The sequence below is a fragment of the Pseudoalteromonas sp. SR43-7 genome, from assembly GCF_014163785.1.
Taxonomy (GTDB): Bacteria; Pseudomonadota; Gammaproteobacteria; order Enterobacterales; family Alteromonadaceae; genus Pseudoalteromonas; species Pseudoalteromonas distincta.
The window spans coordinates 98,980-118,032 of the sequence record NZ_JACJDY010000002.1; the positions used below are offsets into that span (position 1 = coordinate 98,980).

Here is a 19,053-nt window from a genome sequence, read left to right on the forward strand (position 1 = left end):
TTATTTTTGGTTTATAATCTAATTCATACTATAGTCGATTAATAAAAAGTTGTTGTATTTCAACTCAAAAAACTAATAAAAGGTGTGCTTATTAAACCATTAAAAATATTGATCAAAGGCGTACTGTTATTGCTATTGGTATTAGTACTGGTAGGGCTGATACTTCCTCAAAGTTATAGTGTAAATAAAACAATAGAAATTAATGCAAACATTGACGCAGTAAAACCGCTTATTACTGACTTTAATCAATGGCAAAAATGGTCTCCTTGGGAAAAAGTAGACCCCAGTATACGTTTTACCTTGGGCGAACCTAGCTCTGGCCTAGGTGCTCATCAGTCTTGGAAGGGAAAATGGGGGTATGGTGAAATGATCATAACTTCGGTGAGTCAAAATAAGGTCAGCTTTAATATACTTTTAAATGCTGAGCATATTATTAGAGGAACTTTTAATTTTAGTGAGCAAAACGGTATCGTCACTTTAATATGTAAGATTAACGGACAAACAACCGCTCCTTTAATATCTGGTTACACTGCAATTTTGAGCGAATATGTGCTCCGTAATACAGTTTCATTGGGGTTAAATAACCTTAAAACTGTTGCTCAGCTTAGCCATTCACAAAGGACAATGCACAGCCATGACAGTCAAGACAGCACAAGCGAGAATTAACCTTGCTAACATTATCGAATCCTTACTTGGTTACCCTATAACAAAAGTTGGCAGTAACGGAATATTGCCTACCTCTGAACAAAGTTATGATATTAAAGGCCAAGTTAAGCCGCTTTATCATATTAACAGTGAAAACTCTGTTTTAGCTCGTGCCCAAAAGCGCCAAGATTTACTTCTAATAAAACAACAACAAAATATAGAGTCAATTTTGGCGATGGCTATGGGGTTTTGCCCCGATGTAGCAAGTAGTAAACAACCTGATGTTGATTGGGTAGAGCATTTTATCGCACTGTGCGAAGATACTTCAAATGCGTCAATGCAAACTTTATGGGCGAAAATTTTAACGGGAGAAACACTCAACCCTGGTACGTTTTCAATTAAAAGCTTGCAAACGTTAAAGCATATGACACAGCGAGAAGCTGACTCTTTGCAAAAATGTGTGTCGCTCTCAGGCTATAACGAAAAAGACGACAGCCACTTTATTCTACTAGGCTTTTACAAAAAACCGTCATTGTTTGATTTGCTACGAAAAGGCAATAAAGTGTCTCTAAATCTAGGAAAAACAGGTATTAGTTTTCCTGACATTTTAACACTTATGGATCTTAATTTACTGTATAGAAAAGAAATTGAATCTGCAGTGCTTAAAGCGGGACAAGAACTTACCCTTTCATTTTTATCGCAAAAAGTAACGTTAAAAGCAAAAAGCAGTGACTTGGTATTAAGCTATTATAAATTCACGCAAACAGGTGATGAGTTATCTAAACTCATTAATTTTCCTGTAAATAAAATTTATAAGCAGTTAATTAATAATGCGCTGGAGGGAGAGTTTGATTTAGCGTGGCACGCAATAAAATAATATGCCACGCTTTGTTTAATTAGAAAATACTAATTAAAAGTGAACCTGAATACCCGCAAATGGGCCAGATGCATCAATATCAGTAGTAATATCATCTACATCATCAAGTTCTAATATCATAGAGCGGTAACCTGCTTTAACAGCAACATCTACTGCTAGGTTATCAATAAGTTCCCACGCTACGCCTACTTGGTAATCTTGTACTTTGCTATCGTCAATAGCCAAAAAGCTACCTTCAAAAAATACACTTAAGCCAGTAAAAGGTAAGCCTGCTTCAGCACGGCCATACGCAAGAGGAACAAAACCAGAGAAATCTTTTGTTTCGGTAAAGTTAGTACCACCATTTTGAGTAGTACCATTTACAATAATATCACCATCAAACTGCTTAGCATTTAAACCTAAGTCAATTGAGATTAAATCGTTATCAAAAATCTCATAATAAAAAATGTAATCGATGTGTGTTAAATCACTTATCGTATTTACCGTAGAGCCTACAACATAATCAGAGCCATTAAAGCTAAATGTATCTGTAAGTAGCGCAGAACCATTTAACTCAAGCTCGGTATACTTTAATTTAATATTTGGAACTAATGGTACAGGGTGCTCAAGTGCCGCGTAGTAACTTACAAAAGTCTCATCTTCAAAATTAAAATCTTGAGATGCATTATTTTTATAAGAAAATTGACCATCGTTATCTGACTTCCACCCATCAACACCTACGTATAAACCTAGTAGAGTGTCAGCTTGCGCTGCTGGTGCTAAACATGCCATTGAAAGGGCTGCTGCTAAACAATACTTTTTCATTTTTTATCCTTGAGCTAGTAGTTCGCTGAGTTCGATTAAAGCCGCATTGGCTCTAGAAATATAATTTGCCATAACTAAAGAATGGTTTGCCACATAGCCAAAACCATTGCCGTTTAAAATAAGTGGGCTCCATACTGTTTCTTGAGTGGCCTCAAGTTCACGTATGATTTGTTGTAAGCTTACACGTGCATTTTTCTTTTCAAGCACGTCATTAAAGTCATACTCTATCGCTTGTAAAAAATGCAGTAATGCCCAAGTTGCACCGCGCGACTCGTAAAACACATCGTCGATTTCTAACCATGGTGTTCTTACTTGCTGCTGCAGTGGCGCAAGAGTTGCTTGTTTATTAGATGAATTACCCGCTAAATCGGTGTTCACTTTTTCCTGGCCTACACTGGCACTTAAACGTTGGCTTAAGCTACCTAAACGTTTTTCAGCTTCTTTAAGCCAACTACGTAAGTTATCTGCTCGTGCGTAAAATTGGCTATCGCGCTCATGCTCGTTAGCAATTTGTCCACGATATACCATTAAGTAGTCAATACCTTTTTGGTACTCACCTTCGGCACTTGGCCAGGCCCATGCCTCAGAGCTTATATTAAACTGCGGCTGCGCCTTTTTAAGGGCTTCATGTTCCGTTGATTGTGATTGAGAACGGCTAAAATCTTTTCGCATAGAAAGCGATAAATCACGTACCATTTCTAGTGCGCCATATTCCCACGCTGGCATATCATCCATAATAATACTTGGTGGTATTACATCATTTGATAAGTAGCCACCCGGTTTATCTAGTAAGGTATTGGCTACCGTAATTAATGTAGAAGTAGTTACATAACCCGTTACTATTTTTTCATTACGAAGCTGCGCTTGCTCTTTCGCGTTTGCGACAACGTCAAAACGTGAAGGTTCTGTGCTCCAATAAACAGCAATTGCGTAAAAAATGATAAGCAGTAAAACAATTATTCCTGCTATTTTTCCTTTATGTTGCGACATGTGTACTCCTAATGATGAACGTGTTGAGTAGATGGTTTTGACTGCTTAGCTTGCGCTTCAAGCGACACCACTTGAGCATTAGTAAATAAGCGATTACCGTCACTAAAATATAGTGTGAGTTTACGTTCTTGTCCTACTTTTAATGGCTCTTGTGGTTCAAATGCCATTAAATGATAACCGCCAGGCTGAAAGCTGACGCTTTCGTGCGCCTTAATTTCAACCGATTCAACTTGTTGCATTTTCATCATGCCGTCTACATGTGAATGCTCGTGTATTTCAACACGCCCTAAGCCATCAATAGTTGCCTTAGTTAAAGTTGCTGCGGCTCCACTGTGATTAATAAGGGTTAAATAACCTACAGTTGAAGTACTGCCAGGTAAAAACTCTCTAACTTGCGCGTTAGTTACTTCGAGCACAGCCACATCAGAACCATGATCGTGCCCTGAGTGCGCCGCCAACGATGACGAAAAAAAACTAAATATTAATGCAGAAGCCATCGAAAAACATAGTTTCGTCATCATTCTTATCCTTATGAAAACTTTAAATTACAGGCTAAATTTAACATAGTTAACCTATAATAGTCAGTCAAATTAAGGATTAAGAGGCTACTTTTTTGTTATCGGCAACAAGCCAACACAACACTGCAACAAATAGTAACGGCCATGCAATCATTATAGATCCGAATAAAAGCGCTAAAACAGTCCCTGCTAATGCCACTACACCCGCACCAACTAATCCCATAGTAATTAAAGCCACTACCGCAACTACAGCAATAATTGCGGCCAAAGCACCTACAAGCTCGAGCCCAGCCCAACTAATATCAGCAATCCATAACGGCAACTGCCAAGAATCAATCTGCACAAACGTTATTAAATCAGTAAACAGTAATAAATAGATAATTACACATACTGCCAAAGCTTTCATAGTAATTCTCCTTATACCAACCGGCTTATATATAAGGTCTATTTAACGATAAGAAAATTGCGCTATAACTAGGCAAAATTTTTATACCTAGTTGTTCTAAATAAAAATTTATAACAACGTTATAGGGTGATTTAATTCGTTAAATTGTTCAAATATTTATTCCTGTTGGTATTAATACTCTTTATTTTCAAGGCAGCAATGCGCTATAAAATAACCAAGTGCAATTGCAAACGGAAAACTCAAAAACAACAAAATAGTAACTACGCGTGTTGCCCATACCGGAAAGTCCAATCTATGGGCTAAACCACTACAAACACCCGATATTTTTTTATTCAGAGTATCTTTATACCAACCTCGTTGACGATTAAAGCTGTTCATAGCAATCTCCTAAGCAGTGTGTTTTAAATTAGTATTTAAGTTCGCTTTTAAGCGATCCAACTCAGCATCAATTTTTTCATTTTTAACTAACGACTCAATTTTGGCACTGGTAGAGCTTGCTGTATCAGTCAGCTCATAAGCCTCTACTTGAGCTTCAATACCTTCAACACGCTGCTCTATTTGTTCAAAACGAGACAACGTATGAGCTACTTTATCGCTTTGTAGTTGCGTACTTATTCGCCCTCTAGCAATAGCAACATTATGGCGTTGCATTAACTGAGCTTGCTTAGTTTTAGCCATAGCCATTTTTTGCTGCAAGCGTTCACAATCAGACTTAATTTTTGCAATAGACTCTTGCAAAGTTTCTAGTTGAGTTTGCTTATTTTCAATGCTTTCGTTAACGCGTTGCTTCTCAAGTAAAGCTGATTTAGCAAGATCATCATTGCCCTTCTCAACCGCACGTTCTGCTTTCATTTGCCAAGCTGCTAGTTCTGTTTTTTTAGTATCAATTTGGCGATTAATTGCTTTCTCTTCACACAATAAAGCGGCTGCTGTACTACGACACTCATTCAATGCATCTTGCATCTCGGTAAGCATCAGGTTTAAAAGTTTTTCTGGATCTTCTGCTTTATCAAGCATGGCGACAATGTTTGATTGAATTACATCATTTACGCGGTTAAATATTCCCATGGTATTCTCCTGTTGATTTTTAATTAATTTCAACAAGAAGATTCCAAGAGTTGTGCCAAGTCCATCAAAACGAAAATAAAGCATTTAAAATCATAACATTAAATAAAAACCACTCTAAATTTCAGTGACTTTAAGCTGAACAACATAGAGTGTAATTAGCCAATAAATTATGATTTTGACTAATTTTTAGGATCAAAAAAGCCACTCGAAAGTGGCTTAAATTTAGAATTTTTAAAGCTTAGTTTTATTCTGGTACAAAGCTTAATGCTTTATCCATTACCGATAAATCAGCTTGCTTACCGTGACCACTTTCAGAAAGGTGGCGTCTAAAACCTCGCGCACCAGGCTGCCCCTGAAAAATACCGAGCATGTGACGTGCAATATGCCAAAAATTAGCACCCAAACGCATTTCTTCTTCAATGTAGTCATACATTGAACGCACTACGTCGTGGCGTGACTGCGTATTTGCAGCATCACCATAAATTTTCTCATCAACGTCATTGAGCATAAATGGGTTGCTATAAGCCTCACGCCCAATCATTACACCATCAATATGTTGCAAATGTTCTAGGCTCTGCTCAATTGTTTTAACACCGCCATTTAGGCTTAAATCTAGCTGCGGATAATCTTTTTTAAGTTGATAAACACGTGGGTAATCAAGTGGCGGAACCTCACGATTTTCTTTCGGGCTTAAACCATTAAGCCATGCTTTACGAGCATGAATAATAAAATCATCGCACCCAACTTTATGCGACGCCTCAATAAGCGCACACAAAAACTCATACGAATCTTGCTCATCAATACCAATACGCGTTTTAACGGTAACAGGAATGTTTACTTCGTTTTTCATTGCTGCAACACAGTCCGCAACTAATTGAGGCTCAGCCATTAAACATGCGCCAAATCGACCATTTTGAACTCTGTCTGACGGGCAACCTACATTTAAATTTATTTCGTCATAGCCACGCTCACCTGCGAGCTTTGCACATTGCGCAAGCGCTTTAGGATCAGAGCCACCAAGCTGCAGCGCAACTGGGCCTTCGTGTTTATTAAAATGTAAGTAGTCGCCTCGACCAAATAAAATAGCCCCTGTGGTTATCATTTCAGTATAAAGCACAGTATGTTTAGTCATTTTGCGATGAAAAGTACGACAATGGCGATCAGTCCAATCAAGCATGGGGGCCACAGAAAAGCGTCTATCCAAAGTACATTTATTCAAAGCAAACCTCAGGGTATAAAGTTATTAAGCACAGCTTAAAAGGCGCTGCATTTTACACAAAAGCCTAGCGAGCATCAATGTTAAGAGAAAACCTGCAAGCCAAAATAATGGGCTATGCCATTTAAAATATTGGTAACCGCAACCGAGCTTAAAATAAGCCCCATAATTCTACTTATTATACTTGCACCACTATCACCAATTAATTTATGTACATGTGTTGCAAGCAGTAACAAAACCAGTACAACCGCTAATACAGCAAGCATCATCGAAGACTTTAGTAACTGCTCAACCCAGGTATATTCTTCATTACGAGTCATTAATACGGCGCCTAACATAGCGCCAGGGCTCGCGATAGAGGGAATCGCAAGCGGAAAAATAGCGGTTTCAGTGCTGTCGCGTACACTTTTAATTTCGGCTTCTGGTTTACTTTCACCAAATATCATTGAGAGCGCGAAAATAAGTAATATGATACCGCCGGCTATTTGAAAAGCCGAAAGTGGAATTTCAATTGCGTTAAGTAATTGCTCACCTGCAAGTACAAAAAATAAGAGCACTAATGCAGATACGCCTACCGCTTTATATATAACTTTGCGTTTAAATTTCTCATCATCACCACGTGTGACTGCAATAAATACAGGTACAGTACCAATGGGGTCAATAACCGCAAAAAAGAAAATAAATATAGCTAATAGTTCGTGCATTACTGGGTTTCCTAGGTAAAAAGCGCTTAATAAAAACGCTGCAACTACAACACAGTATGTTAGTATATCACGGTAGCATAAGGATAAGAGTAATGATGAATATAGAATCACTCGTAAGTAAAGCAAAACAAGTTTGTGACAACCGTGGTGCGCGTTTTACGCCTATCCGCGAGAAAGTATTTCGCCTATTAGCCAGCGCACAAGGTGGTGTTGGTGCATACGATTTGCTTGAGCAATTAAAAATAACTGAAACGGGTGCTAAACCTGCAACTATTTATCGTGCATTAGACTTTTTAGCTGAGCTAGGTTTTATTCATAAAATTGAAAGCACAAATGCATTTATGCTGTGTCATCATTTTGATCATATACACCCAGTACAATTGTTAATTTGCGATACCTGTGGTTTTGTCAAAGAATTACACTCGAGTGTAATTTCGCATGAGCTAAATAATTTAGCTGCCGAAGGTGGCTTTGTTGTATCAGGGCAGACAATAGAAGCACATGGTAAATGTGAATCTTGCAGAGCATCATAATCCTTCAAAGTTATCCTTAGTGACTATACTCAAACTATATAGTCATTTCACAGAACAAATTTAAGAGTAGCCACTATGAATGTAGAATTCATCAATCCTTTTTTATCTTCTTTAATCAATGTTTTGAGCACTATGGCTCAAACTCAATTGAAGCCAGGTAAACCTCGCATTAAAACTGATGAGATAGCCTGTGGTGATGTATCAGGTTTGATTGGTATGGTTGGCCCGCAAACGCGAGGATCATTTTCAATTACATTTGATGAAGAACTAGCATTAACCATCATGGAGCGTATGCTTGGCGAACGCCCTGATGCTATAGATGAAGAAGTTACTGATATGGTTGGCGAAATAACCAACATGGTAACAGGTGGTGCTAAAAATTTACTTGGCGAGAAAGGCTTCGACTTTGATATGGCAACGCCTATTGTGGTATCTGGTAAGGGTCATACAATTACTCACAAAAGCCAAGGTAAAAAAATCATCATGCCATTTAGCTGTGATGCTGGTAATGCAAACATTGAAGTTAGTTTCGATAAATTATGAGTTGGCAGCAAAAGCAAATTACATTAAAGCCTCGCCCGCGAGGTTTTCATATAATAGATGACGAAATATTGTCTCAGCTTCCAGAACTGGCGAGTTACAAAATAGGCTTGTTGCACTTATTTATTCAGCATACCTCAGCGAGCCTTACAATAAACGAAAATGCAGACCCCACTGTTCGTATGGACATGGAGAGCCATTTCAATAAATTCGTTCCTGAGCGTCAACCTTATTATCGCCACGATTATGAAGGTGACGACGACATGCCTGCACACATAAAAACCAGTACGTTAGGCTGCGAGTTAAGTATTCCTATTTCAAATGGTTATTTAGCGTTAGGTACATGGCAAGGTATTTATTTAGGTGAACATCGCGATTCTGGTGGCTCTAGAGGAGTTATAGCAACTATTCAGGGTGAGCTATTTTAATAAAAGCTCTCGGTTTCAAAGTATTGACTCCTCTGTACCTCACTCATACCTCATAACTTCAAAGTACAACAGCTTTATTGTAGGCGCATAGCTCGCGCGAGAAACCATAGCTTCTAACAACCAAAACTTTAATGCTGAATATTGCACATAGAATAAAGTAGATAAGAGAGATTTTAAATTATAATTTTATTTATGATTTTTAATACAGAGAATTTTGAAAGGATATAAAAAGATTGGAGCGGTACACGAGGCTCGAACTCGTGACCTCGACCTTGGCAAGGTCGCGCTCTACCAACTGAGCTAGTACCGCATTTTACTTCTTTCAATCACTACAATTTCTTTTGGTTAGAAATTGGAGCGGTACACGAGGCTCGAACTCGTGACCTCGACCTTGGCAAGGTCGCGCTCTACCAACTGAGCTAGTACCGCATTTTTACTTCTTTTAATCACTCAATTTCTTTTGGTTAGAAATTGGAGCGGTACACGAGGCTCGAACTCGTGACCTCGACCTTGGCAAGGTCGCGCTCTACCAACTGAGCTAGTACCGCATTTTTTATTTCTTCAGTTATTTTACGTTGGTGCGCGACGGGTCGCGTTCAACATTCTAGCAACTGAGCTAGTACCGCATTTTTTATTTCTTCAGTTATTTTACGTTGGTGCGCGACGGGTCGCGTTCAACATTCTAGCAACTGAGCTAGTACCGCATTTTTATTTCTTCAGTTATTTTACGCTTAAGCGCGACAGGTCGCGTTCAACATTCTAGCAACTGAGCTAGTACCATATTTATTGATGGTAATTCAATCACTCAAACACACTAACCCCGCGTGGGTTATCGTCTTGAGCGGGGCAGGATTCTACAATAATCCGATGTGTTTGCAAGTGTTTTTTACAAATTAAAGAAATTTTCTCTATAGACTTTTAATTCCATAATCGAATCCTTAATGTCATCCAAAGCAAGGTGCGAACCTTTTTTGTTCACTTTTGCAAGAACTTCAGGTTTCCAGCGACGTGCTAATTCTTTAATGGTACTCACGTCAAGATTGCGGTAATGAAAAAAATCTTCAAGTTCACGCATGTATTTATTCATAAAGCGGCGGTCTTGCCCAATTGAATTACCACACATTGGTGATACGCCTGCAGGCACCCACTGTTTTAAAAAGTCTAACGTTTGTGCCACGGCATACTCTTCATCGAATGTACTTGCTTTACAGCGCGCTGTTAAACCCGACTTACCATGCTGCGTAGTACACCACTCGTCCATACCATTTAGTAATTCATCACTTTGATGAATAGCTATGGTTGGCCCTTCAGCTAATATATTCAGGTCTGCGTCAGTGACAACCGTCGCAATTTCGAGTATTTTATCGGTCTCTGGTTCGAGTCCTGTCATTTCAAGATCGAGCCAAATTAAATTTGATTTATTAATAGTCATAATTACCTAAGCGGTGCTTTCCTTTAGATCCAACGCATTTCGATATATCATATTAGCATCAACCGTCGAGCTAAAGCTTTTTTTAGGAAAAGCGACATTTAACTAAGGTTATAGGCCTCCAGTGGCAAAACAGAAAAAATTAAGTAAAGGCCAATCGCGTCAGATCAAGGCCAACCACCAAAAGCGCATTAATAGCGCAGACTCAAGACCAGCTAAAAAAGGCGCGCAAGAGTGGCAAACCGATAATTTAGGTCAGGTCGAGAGCGCAATTGTGATCAGTCGTTTTGGCCAACACGCCGATGTCGAAACTGAAAATGGCGATGTACTTCGTTGTAATATACGACGTACCGTGTCAAATTTAGTGTGTGGTGATGAGGTATTGTTTCGCCGTGCCAAAGTAAGTGAAGGTGATTTAGCCGGAGTAATTGAAGCCACGCAAGAGCGTCGCTCGCAACTTACCCGCCCTGACTTTTACGACGGCGTAAAAGTTATTGCGGCTAACATTGATCAAATACTCATGGTATCGGCGGTATTACCTGAGTTTACCCCAAGTATTATCGACCGCTATTTAATAGCCTGTGAAGATATGGGTATTGAGCCAATTTTAGTACTCAATAAAATAGATTTAATTGATGACGCAGGTCTTAGCGAAATACAAAAAGTTCTCGATATCTATCGTAAACTTGATTACCAAGTACTCCTTGTTAGTAATATATCGGGCAATGGTATTGATGAATTAAAAGAAGTACTTGTTGGTAAAAATAACATTTTTGTTGGCCAAAGTGGTGTGGGTAAATCCACCCTCGTTAATACTGTATTACCTAACGCTGAAATATTAACTAAAGAAGTATCTGAAAACAGCGGCCTAGGCCAGCACACAACAACTGTTTCACGCCTTCACCATTTACCAAGTGGCGGTAACCTAATCGACTCGCCAGGAATTCGTGAGTTTGGTTTATGGCATTTAGATGTTGAGCGTGTAACCTGGTGCTTTAAAGAGTTTAGAGAATTTATAGGCGGGTGCCGCTTTAGAGACTGTAAACATTTAAACGATCCGGGCTGTATAGTTAAAGAAGCTGTAGCAGATGGCAAAATTTCTCAATTGCGCTTTGACAGCTACCACCGAATTTTAGAAACAATGGCCGATGGCCGTGCAGGCGCCCGTGCGCCTCGCGTATAATTTAGGATAAATACTGTGAGTTTAGACAAATTTAAAATCGCAATGCAGTACGCAATGCCAAAACATTTTATTTCACGCGTAGTGGGTAAATTAGCCGCAGCTAAAGCAGGCGCTTTAACAACGACTTTAATTAAACTATTTATTAAGCAATATAAAGTAGATATGAGCGAAGCCCAATACCCAGATCCTGCTCATTATAAAAGCTTTAATGAATTTTTTACTCGCCCTTTAAAAGACGGCATGCGCCCAATGGTAGAAGATAGCGATATCATCATTCATCCAGTGGATGGCGCAATCAGCCAGCTAGGCGATATTGTTGACGGACAGCTAATACAAGCTAAAGGTCACGATTACAGCTTACAAGCGCTACTAGGCGGCTCACAAGATGATACAACACCATTTTTAGGCGGTAAGTTTGCCACTATTTATTTAGCGCCTAAAGATTACCACCGTATTCATATGCCAATTGATGGCACACTAAGCAAAATGATTTACGTGCCAGGTGATTTATTTTCAGTAAACCCACTTACCGCGCAAAACGTGCCTAACTTGTTTGCGCGTAATGAACGAGTAGTCGCAATTTTTGAAACTGAGATTGGTCCGCTTGCTATGGTACTTGTTGGCGCAACAATTGTAGCCAGCATAGAAACTATTTGGGCAGGTACTGTCACGCCACCAGCAGGTAGCGATGTATTTAGTTGGAAATACCCAACCACTGGCGATAACGCCATCACGCTTAAAAAGGGTGAAGAAATGGGTCGCTTTAAATTAGGCTCTACTGTGGTACTAGCATGGGGTGCTGATAAAGCTGAAATACTGGACAATCAACTACCAGAAGTGGTTACTCGCTTAGGTACTGCGTTTGCAAAAATTAACGACTAAAATTAATCGTTAATTAGAAATTAAAAAAACCGCGTTTAATTAACGCGGTTTTTTATTTTTGTAGGCGTGAAGCTTGCTCACGCGAAAAGCGCAGATTTTAGTTTCTTAAAGCCACATGTAGTAACAGGCACAAGCCCCTTCAAAACCTATTTTCCACACTCTTTACACTCTGAATCTTTAATCACTTTAAAGTGCTGCTGCTTTAAAGTAAGCGCATCAAAGGTTATAAATTCCCCCCCCTCTGAATGCCCCAGTAATAAGTTGAGCGTAAGTTGCGCCTGCATAGAGCCTATTACACCAAGTAACGGGCTAATCACTCCTGCGTTACTGCAATTGATAACTGGTGTAGCTTCGCTTTGTGGAAAAACGCAGCCATAGCACGGGCTATCACTTTGCCTAAAATCAAAGCCCATTAACTGCCCTTTGGTTGCGAGTGCAGCACCAGAAATTAACGGTGTTTTATTAGCAATACAATAACGATTAACACTATAGCGAGTGCTAAAGTTATCAGAGCAATCAAGTATGATGTCAGCATCTTTTAGCATGTTAGTTGCGTTACTCTCATCTAGCTTTTGGCAATGCGTTACTATGTTTATTTGATTATTCAGGCTCGCTAATACTTTACCCGCTGCAGCGACCTTGTTTTGTCCTAAGTGATTTATTTTATAAAGCACTTGGCGCTGTAAGTTTGAAAGCTCAACCTCATCATTATCAATTAAAATAAGCGTTCCAACACCCGCAGCGGCTAAATATAAAAGTGCGGGGCTACCTAAACCACCAGCCCCCACAACTGCAACCGTTGAGGATTTAAGTGTTAATTGCCCTTCAAGCCCAACTTCTTCAAGCAATAAATGGCGGCTGTAACGCAGGGTTTCTTTATCGCTTAGCTCATTCACGTTTACCGGCCTTGTTATTATTACCCTTGTTAGTTTTAATTGGCACTGCTTATGGCCACTTGCAGAGCGCTTATAGCCTCTACGTAATTATCAGCTTCGGTAATCGCACGCACTACAGCAACACTGCCTACGCCAGTTTTCGCTACCTGCTCAGCACGGCTTAAATCAATCCCGCCTATTGCTATTGTTGGGTAGCTTTGCATCAGTGGTACAAACTTAATCAGCTTTTCAAGGCCTTGTATTTGACCTGTCATATCTTTTGTTGTGGTTGGGTAAATAGCGCCAAATGCCATATAACTAGGGCGATAATTATGCGCACGCAACATTTCATAAAAACCATGAGTAGAAAGCCCAAGCCTTAACCCTGCGTCTTTAATTGCCGCTAAATTAGCAATGTCTAAATCCTCTTGCCCTAAATGCACGCCATATGCACCGTGCTTAATAGCTAACTGCCAGTAGTCGTTTATAAATACCTGTGCGTTGTATTGCTTGCCCAGCTCAACAGCTTGCTTAATGAGCCCATCAAGCTCGTCTTGCGTTTTATTTTTAACGCGTAACTGCGCTGTTTTAATGCCTTGTTGTAAGCACTTTTCTAACCAATCTATACTATCTACAACTGCATACAAGCCAAGCGATTTACTTTCACAAGGTGCAAAATCAGCAGCCATATTAAAATCAAGCGGCACATCAAAATCTAGTTCATCACCCAGCCAGCTCCCCGGCTCAATCACTTGTGGGTAGTCAGCTAAATTAGTGGGGAACGATGTATGAGCAACCGGTCCAATCCCTTCGCCATAACGTACCGACTGTTTTAGCCCTTGGTTTATATATGCCTTAGCTAAAATAAAGGCATCTTTTAATGGATAGTCTTTAGCTAAACATGCAGCAATTACCGAAGCCATGCTACATCCGGTGCCGTGGTTATGCGGTGTTTGTATTTTTTGATTACCTAACCAATATTCTTCGCCATTTTGTGTATTACTATCAATACAATAATCAATGCAGTAGCCACTTGGGTAATCCCAATGTCCGCCTTTAATAACAACGGCTTTTGCACCCCAGCTTAATAGCTTATTAGCCGCTTCTTTTATTGCAGCTGGACCAATTAAATACACACCGGTTAATAACTGTGTTTCGTGGGTGTTTGGGGTTATTACATCCACCAGCGGCAGTAAACATTCTTTTATTGCGCTTACTGTGTCTTCTTCTGTTAGTAAGTCACCGCTTGAGGCAATAGCAACAGGGTCATATACAATAACGGGAGGCACCGGCCACTTAGCTTTATAGTGACTTATATGTTCGCTGATCAACTGAATTTGCTGCACATTGGCTAACATGCCAATTTTTATTACTTTGGCTTTCATGTCTTTTTCAAGCGCTAGTAACTGCGATTCAATAATATCGGTAGACACCGCATTAATAGCTTCTACGCCTAAACTATTTTGTGCAGTAAGCGCCGTAATTGCCGTGCAGCCATGTACACCAAAACTTTGCATTGCTTTTATATCAGCTTGAATACCTGCACCGCCGCCCGAATCAGAACCGGCAATTGTCCACACTACGTTATTCATATTCTTTCCTTCACTGCTGATGCCAAAATGGCATACCCATTGTTGGGGTTGATGGGGCTGCAACGTCTTTTTCAGGCATTGCTTTTGCTTGATATGCAAAGCGCCCAGCTTCAACTGCGGCTTTAAATGCGCGGCTCATAGTAATTGGGCAGCCCGCCCCTGCAATGGCTGAATTTAATAATACCGCATCATACCCCATTTCGAGTGCTTGGCAGGCATGCGATGGCAAACCTAAACCAGCATCTACTATTAATGTGGTATCGGGTAAACGCTCTCGAATAGTTTTTAAATTATAGCTATTTAACAAGCCTTTACCTGTGCCTATTGGCGCCCCCCACGGCATAAGCACCTCACACCCTAGCTCATTTAAGCGCTGACAAAGTACTAAGTCATCGGTGCAATAAGGTAATACTTTAAAGCCATCATTAATTAATATTTTTGTCGCTTCAAGTAACGCAAAAGGGTCAGGCTGTAAATTGTAATCATCGCCAATCAGCTCTAGCTTAATCCAGTCGGTGGCAAATACCTCACGGCACATTTTTGCAAGCGTTATGGCCTCTTTAACACTGTGGCACCCTGCGGTATTAGGGAGTATTTTTAAACCTGTATTTTTTATTAACTGCCAAAAGTCATCACCGGCTGCTGCACTTTGTTGGCGCCTAAGCGACACGGTAACAATTTCAGCCCCAGAGGCAACTATTGATTGGGTCATAATATCAGGCGACGGATAAAGTGCAGAGCCTATTAATAAACGGCTATTTATTTGCTCTCCATAAATAGTTAAACAGTCTTTAGTTTGCATGAGCTTTATCCGCCTTGAATGGGTGACAGCAACTCAACACTGTTGCCTTCATTAAGTACATAGTTATCGTGCTGACTTTGTGGAATAAATTCGCCATTAACAGCCACAGCAAAAGGCGCAACCGCACCAAAACTTTGAAGTACCTCAACGAGCGCTTTGCTATTAACATTAAGTAGCTCGCCATTAATTGTAATGTTCATTTTATTCTCACTCTATTCGTGAAACTACTTGCGCCACTAATGCCGGTGCCAGCATATAACCGTGGCGATACAAGCCATTAATGCTAATTACATTGCCAACTTGTGATACTTCTGGGCGGTTATCGCTAAATGCAGGGCGTAATCCGGTTTGAATATTAAGTAGTCGTGCTTCGGCAAATCCGCTGTGTACGGTATAAGCCGCTGAAAGTAACTCAAGAGTTGATCGCACTGTTGCGGCGCCGCTATCTTGCGATTCTATTTCGGTCGCACCAATTACATATTCATGATTCGGTTTAGGCGCTATATAAATTGGGTAACGCGGATGCATTAAACGCACAGGTCGCGTTAAATTTACTTCAGGTGCATATAGCCTTGCGACTTCACCGCGCACACCTCTAAGCGGTTTATCACTTTTAGCACCAAGCCCACGACAATCTATAATGTAGTCAAATGGTCGATTATTTATTTCACCGTTTTTAATGGTTACGCGCTGGTTAAACACACACTTAACTTTGCGCTTGTTGAGCATGGTAAAACTTGCTTTATAAAAGGCTTGGTTATCTATTTGCCCCTCGCAGGGTAAAAATAGACCTTGATTAAACCGATTAGCAAGCTCTGGCTCTAACTGCGCTATTTGCTGAGCATTCAATACCTGAGCGCTTTGCCCTGCTATGGGCTTTATTCTCTGAGTAAAGCTTTGTAGATCGCCTTTATCTTGCTGATGCGCAACGACCAATGTGCCTTGCTGCTGAAAAAACACATCCCCCTCAAGTTCACTCACTATTTCTGGCCAGCGCTTCATTGAATCAAGCCCCATTAAAGCTAAATCAGCCTCACACAATACCGACTCAGCCAGCGGGGCAAGCATTGCTGCTGCCACTTTACCGGCGCTATTTGGGGTTTGCTCATCGTCTGCTTCAAACACCGTTACATGATGCAACTTACTTAGCTCAAGGGCAGCTAAGCGCCCTGCTAAACCAAAACCCACCACAGCAATGTTATAAAACATAAAACCTCCAAAAGCAGTTATTAGTAGGTGCGAACTCACTCGCACTTCTTCAATGTTAAAAGAAGCGAGGTATAAAACCTCACCTACATCTGTATCTAACTTCTTGCTATACCGCTTTGTGGTAAATTTCTGAGCCTGTTTGCTTAAACTGGGCAGATTTAGCTTTCATTTCGGCTTCTACATCAATCATTTTGATCTCAATAGCCTCGCCAGCGTCATTTGGATCAATACCGCGTGTTTCTAAATCTTTAGCGTAATCGCGTACTTCTTGGCTAATTTTCATAGAGCAAAATTTAGGACCACACATAGAGCAAAAGTGAGCCACTTTGCCTGACTCTTGCGGAAGGGTTTCGTCGTGATACTCACGAGCTCGGTCTGGATCTAAACCAATATTAAATTGGTCATGCCATCTAAATTCAAAGCGTGCTTTTGATAGCGCGTTATCACGTTCTTGCGCACCTGGGTGACCTTTTGCTAAATCGGCGGCATGCGCTGCAATTTTGTAAGTAATTAAACCCTCTTTAACATCTTCTTTATTTGGCAGACCTAAATGCTCTTTAGGAGTTACATAACAAAGCATTGCACAGCCGTACCATGCTATTTGAGCGGCACCAATACCAGAAGTAATATGGTCATACCCTGGTGCAATATCGGTCGTTAACGGCCCTAAAGTATAAAAAGGCGCTTCGTCGCAATGCTTTAATTGCTCGTCCATATTGGCTTTAATCATGTGCATTGGCACATGCCCTGGGCCTTCAATAAATACTTGTACATCGTGTTTCCACGCAATTTTAGTCAGTTCACCTAATGTGCGCAGCTCACTAAACTGCGCTTCATCGTTGGCATCAGCAATAGAACCTGGGCGAAGGCCATCACCTAATGAAAAACACACATCGTATTGTTTTAAAATTTCACAAATGTCTTCAAAGTGCGTGTATAAAAAGTTTTCTTTGTGATGCGCTAAACACCACTTAGCCATAATTGAGCCACCGCGCGACACAATACCGGTTACACGTTTAGCTGTCATTGGTACGTAGCGAAGCAGTACACCGGCATGAATAGTAAAGTAATCAACGCCCTGCTCAGCTTGCTCTATAAGCGTATCGCGGAAAATCTCCCACGTTAAATCCTCAGCCACACCGTGTACTTTTTCAAGCGCTTGATAAATCGGTACTGTGCCAATAGGTACAGGCGAGTTACGTACAACCCATTCACGCGTTTCGTGAATGTAACGACCCGTTGATAAGTCCATCACGGTGTCTGCGCCCCAGCGGGTAGACCACACCATTTTTTCTACTTCTTCTTCAATAGATGAGCTAACCGATGAGTTACCAATGTTGGCGTTAACTTTTACTAAAAAGTTACGGCCTACAATCATAGGTTCTGTTTCTGGATGGTTTATATTATTTGGTAAAATAGCGCGACCACGGGCTATTTCATCGCGTACAAATTCTGGGGTAATAAATTCAGGAATACTCGCGCCAAACGACTCGCCTTTATGCTGCGCTGCTAATAATTCTTTACGAATTTCTGCACGTCCCATATTTTCGCGAACGGCTACGTATTCCATTTCAGGGGTAATAATCCCTTGGCGTGCGTAGTGCATTTGCGTTACGTTTTTACCAGCGACACCACGGCGAATTTTTGGAAGGTGATCAAAGCGAATATGATCCAGCCCTTCATCTGCCATGCGTTGCTGCGAAAACTGCGACGTCACTGACTCTAAAACCTCAGTGTCACCACGGCTTTCAATCCATTGTTCACGAAATTTTGGTAAGCCTTTGCGCACGTCTAGTTTAAAATTAGGATCGGTATACGGGCCCGACGTATCGTAAACACGAAGCGGATCGTTTGACTCATAAACAGGGTTTTCATCTGTGCCGCCAATAAACGTGTCACTTAACGTGATTTCACGCATACCAACACGCACGCCTGGTTGAGTACCTTCAACGTATACTTTATGAGAATTTGGGAACGGTTGACCCGTTAAGTTATAAATATATTCAGACGCGGCAGCACGAGTTTCTCGGCGTGACGCTTTATTTGTAGTATTTGACATGACTTGCCTCATTGCTTAAGGGTTGTCTTGTCAGATATTCCGAGGAATAGAGAAAGATCGTAAAGTAGCGTACATGCTACTTTGCAGCCTAAAAAATAAATCACTTTATTGTGCGCATAAAAAAAGACGCACAAGCGTCCCATTTTAGGCAGCTTGTTCCCTACGCAGGTATTAACCTGATCAGGTTCACGGATCCCGCTTTCGCGATCTCAGCCAAAAACTAATTCCTTAGCTTTGGCACTCCGACAAGTATTGATATATAAATTTTGTTCGTCGATTCGAAGATATTATTC

The 19,053-nt window shown here is 40.6% G+C and carries 22 protein-coding genes, 3 tRNA genes and 1 riboswitch; of the genes, 7 read left to right on the forward strand and 18 right to left on the reverse strand.

Annotated elements, in window-relative coordinates; translation table 11 throughout:
* The first annotated feature begins 84 nt into the window (after positions 1 to 84).
* On the forward strand, positions 85 to 666 hold the full coding sequence (locus tag H5087_RS01785) for an SRPBCC family protein (protein WP_182670949.1): 582 nt from the start codon (positions 85 to 87) through the stop codon (positions 664 to 666).
* Positions 635 to 1,522, forward strand: coding sequence for a TIGR03899 family protein (locus tag H5087_RS01790; RefSeq protein ID WP_182670950.1), 888 nt, complete (start codon positions 635 to 637; stop codon positions 1,520 to 1,522). The genes H5087_RS01785 and H5087_RS01790 overlap by 32 nt, the downstream gene beginning before the upstream one ends.
* Positions 1,523 to 1,555: 33 nt before the next feature.
* Here H5087_RS01790 and H5087_RS01795 read toward each other — a convergent pair whose 3' ends face one another.
* From H5087_RS01795 to H5087_RS01830, 8 genes are all read right to left on the reverse strand, one after another.
* Positions 1,556 to 2,326, reverse strand: a complete 771-nt coding sequence (locus tag H5087_RS01795; protein WP_182670951.1) for a TIGR04219 family outer membrane beta-barrel protein — start codon at positions 2,324 to 2,326, stop codon at positions 1,556 to 1,558.
* A 3-nt stretch (positions 2,327 to 2,329) separates the two neighbouring features.
* Positions 2,330 to 3,316 carry a DUF2333 family protein gene (locus tag H5087_RS01800; RefSeq protein WP_024603343.1) on the reverse strand — a complete coding sequence of 329 codons (987 nt, stop codon included), beginning with the start codon at positions 3,314 to 3,316 and terminating at the stop codon, positions 2,330 to 2,332.
* 8 nt (positions 3,317 to 3,324) lie between these two features.
* A complete protein-coding gene (locus H5087_RS01805) occupies positions 3,325 to 3,834 on the reverse strand; it encodes a copper chaperone PCu(A)C (protein WP_404936091.1) in 510 nt (169 codons plus the stop codon).
* Positions 3,835 to 3,913: 79 nt separating this feature from the next.
* On the reverse strand, positions 3,914 to 4,240 hold the full coding sequence (locus H5087_RS01810; protein ID WP_002957925.1) for a hypothetical protein: 327 nt from the start codon (positions 4,238 to 4,240) through the stop codon (positions 3,914 to 3,916).
* Between the two features lie 171 nt (positions 4,241 to 4,411).
* Positions 4,412 to 4,618 carry a PspC domain-containing protein gene (locus H5087_RS01815; protein ID WP_008172691.1) on the reverse strand — a complete coding sequence of 69 codons (207 nt, stop codon included), beginning with the start codon at positions 4,616 to 4,618 and terminating at the stop codon, positions 4,412 to 4,414.
* 9 nt (positions 4,619 to 4,627) lie between these two features.
* On the reverse strand, positions 4,628 to 5,308 hold the full coding sequence (locus H5087_RS01820) for a PspA/IM30 family protein (RefSeq protein ID WP_182670953.1): 681 nt from the start codon (positions 5,306 to 5,308) through the stop codon (positions 4,628 to 4,630).
* 244 nt (positions 5,309 to 5,552) lie between these two features.
* On the reverse strand, positions 5,553 to 6,485 hold the full coding sequence (dusA, locus tag H5087_RS01825; RefSeq protein WP_033018168.1) for a tRNA dihydrouridine(20/20a) synthase DusA: 933 nt from the start codon (positions 6,483 to 6,485) through the stop codon (positions 5,553 to 5,555).
* A 122-nt stretch (positions 6,486 to 6,607) separates the two neighbouring features.
* On the reverse strand, positions 6,608 to 7,228 hold the full coding sequence (locus H5087_RS01830; protein WP_182670954.1) for a MarC family protein: 621 nt from the start codon (positions 7,226 to 7,228) through the stop codon (positions 6,608 to 6,610).
* 95 nt (positions 7,229 to 7,323) lie between these two features.
* Between H5087_RS01830 and H5087_RS01835 the strand changes: the two genes are divergently transcribed.
* From H5087_RS01835 to H5087_RS01845, 3 genes are all read left to right on the forward strand, one after another.
* Positions 7,324 to 7,761: a transcriptional repressor gene (locus tag H5087_RS01835; RefSeq protein ID WP_002957918.1), complete on the forward strand. Its 438-nt coding sequence runs from the start codon at positions 7,324 to 7,326 to the stop codon at positions 7,759 to 7,761.
* A 75-nt stretch (positions 7,762 to 7,836) separates the two neighbouring features.
* The gene (locus H5087_RS01840; RefSeq protein ID WP_024595807.1) at positions 7,837 to 8,304 is read left to right on the forward strand and encodes a chemotaxis protein CheX; all 468 of its coding nucleotides are present in this window, start codon (positions 7,837 to 7,839) and stop codon (positions 8,302 to 8,304) included.
* Positions 8,301 to 8,729, forward strand: coding sequence for a secondary thiamine-phosphate synthase enzyme YjbQ (locus H5087_RS01845; RefSeq protein ID WP_182670955.1), 429 nt, complete (start codon positions 8,301 to 8,303; stop codon positions 8,727 to 8,729). The genes H5087_RS01840 and H5087_RS01845 overlap by 4 nt, the downstream gene beginning before the upstream one ends.
* 234 nt (positions 8,730 to 8,963) lie before the next feature.
* On the opposite strand, the gene H5087_RS01850 is transcribed toward H5087_RS01845, so the two are convergent.
* The 4 genes from H5087_RS01850 to orn all read right to left on the reverse strand — a co-directional run bounded on the left by H5087_RS01850 (position 8,964) and on the right by orn (position 10,161).
* Positions 8,964 to 9,039 (reverse strand) — tRNA-Gly (locus H5087_RS01850).
* A gap of 43 nt (positions 9,040 to 9,082) precedes the next feature.
* Positions 9,083 to 9,158, reverse strand: a tRNA-Gly gene (locus tag H5087_RS01855).
* A 43-nt stretch (positions 9,159 to 9,201) separates the two neighbouring features.
* Positions 9,202 to 9,277, reverse strand: a tRNA-Gly gene (locus H5087_RS01860).
* 338 nt (positions 9,278 to 9,615) lie between these two features.
* Positions 9,616 to 10,161, reverse strand: a complete 546-nt coding sequence (gene orn / locus H5087_RS01865; RefSeq protein WP_004336052.1) for an oligoribonuclease — start codon at positions 10,159 to 10,161, stop codon at positions 9,616 to 9,618.
* Between the two features lie 121 nt (positions 10,162 to 10,282).
* Here orn and rsgA point away from each other — a divergent pair, with 121 nt between their 5' ends.
* Together rsgA and asd are read left to right on the forward strand one after the other, a co-directional pair.
* On the forward strand, positions 10,283 to 11,341 hold the full coding sequence (gene rsgA / locus H5087_RS01870; RefSeq protein ID WP_004336055.1) for a small ribosomal subunit biogenesis GTPase RsgA: 1,059 nt from the start codon (positions 10,283 to 10,285) through the stop codon (positions 11,339 to 11,341).
* A gap of 15 nt (positions 11,342 to 11,356) precedes the next feature.
* Entirely contained in the window at positions 11,357 to 12,223 is an 867-nt protein-coding gene (gene asd, locus H5087_RS01875; protein ID WP_182670956.1) for an archaetidylserine decarboxylase, read from the forward strand.
* 146 nt (positions 12,224 to 12,369) lie between these two features.
* On the opposite strand, the gene H5087_RS01880 is transcribed toward asd, so the two are convergent.
* The 6 genes from H5087_RS01880 to thiC all read right to left on the reverse strand — a co-directional run bounded on the left by H5087_RS01880 (position 12,370) and on the right by thiC (position 18,760).
* Positions 12,370 to 13,119, reverse strand: coding sequence for a HesA/MoeB/ThiF family protein (locus H5087_RS01880; RefSeq protein WP_182670957.1), 750 nt, complete (start codon positions 13,117 to 13,119; stop codon positions 12,370 to 12,372).
* A 35-nt stretch (positions 13,120 to 13,154) separates the two neighbouring features.
* A complete protein-coding gene (thiE, locus tag H5087_RS01885; RefSeq protein WP_182670958.1) occupies positions 13,155 to 14,690 on the reverse strand; it encodes a thiamine phosphate synthase in 1,536 nt (511 codons plus the stop codon).
* A 10-nt stretch (positions 14,691 to 14,700) separates the two neighbouring features.
* Positions 14,701 to 15,492 (reverse strand): thiazole synthase, encoded by a 792-nt coding sequence (locus tag H5087_RS01890; protein WP_182670959.1) that lies wholly within the window; start codon positions 15,490 to 15,492, stop codon positions 14,701 to 14,703.
* Positions 15,493 to 15,497: 5 nt separating this feature from the next.
* Complete coding sequence (gene thiS / locus H5087_RS01895; RefSeq protein ID WP_182670960.1) at positions 15,498 to 15,692, reverse strand: sulfur carrier protein ThiS; 195 nt, start codon at positions 15,690 to 15,692, stop codon at positions 15,498 to 15,500.
* A gap of 7 nt (positions 15,693 to 15,699) precedes the next feature.
* Positions 15,700 to 16,701, reverse strand: coding sequence for an FAD-dependent oxidoreductase (locus tag H5087_RS01900; RefSeq protein WP_182670961.1), 1,002 nt, complete (start codon positions 16,699 to 16,701; stop codon positions 15,700 to 15,702).
* Positions 16,702 to 16,807: 106 nt separating this feature from the next.
* Positions 16,808 to 18,760, reverse strand: coding sequence for a phosphomethylpyrimidine synthase ThiC (thiC, locus tag H5087_RS01905; protein ID WP_220491514.1), 1,953 nt, complete (start codon positions 18,758 to 18,760; stop codon positions 16,808 to 16,810).
* A 140-nt stretch (positions 18,761 to 18,900) separates the two neighbouring features.
* Positions 18,901 to 19,015, reverse strand: a riboswitch (TPP riboswitch).
* Positions 19,016 to 19,053 lie beyond the last annotated feature (38 nt).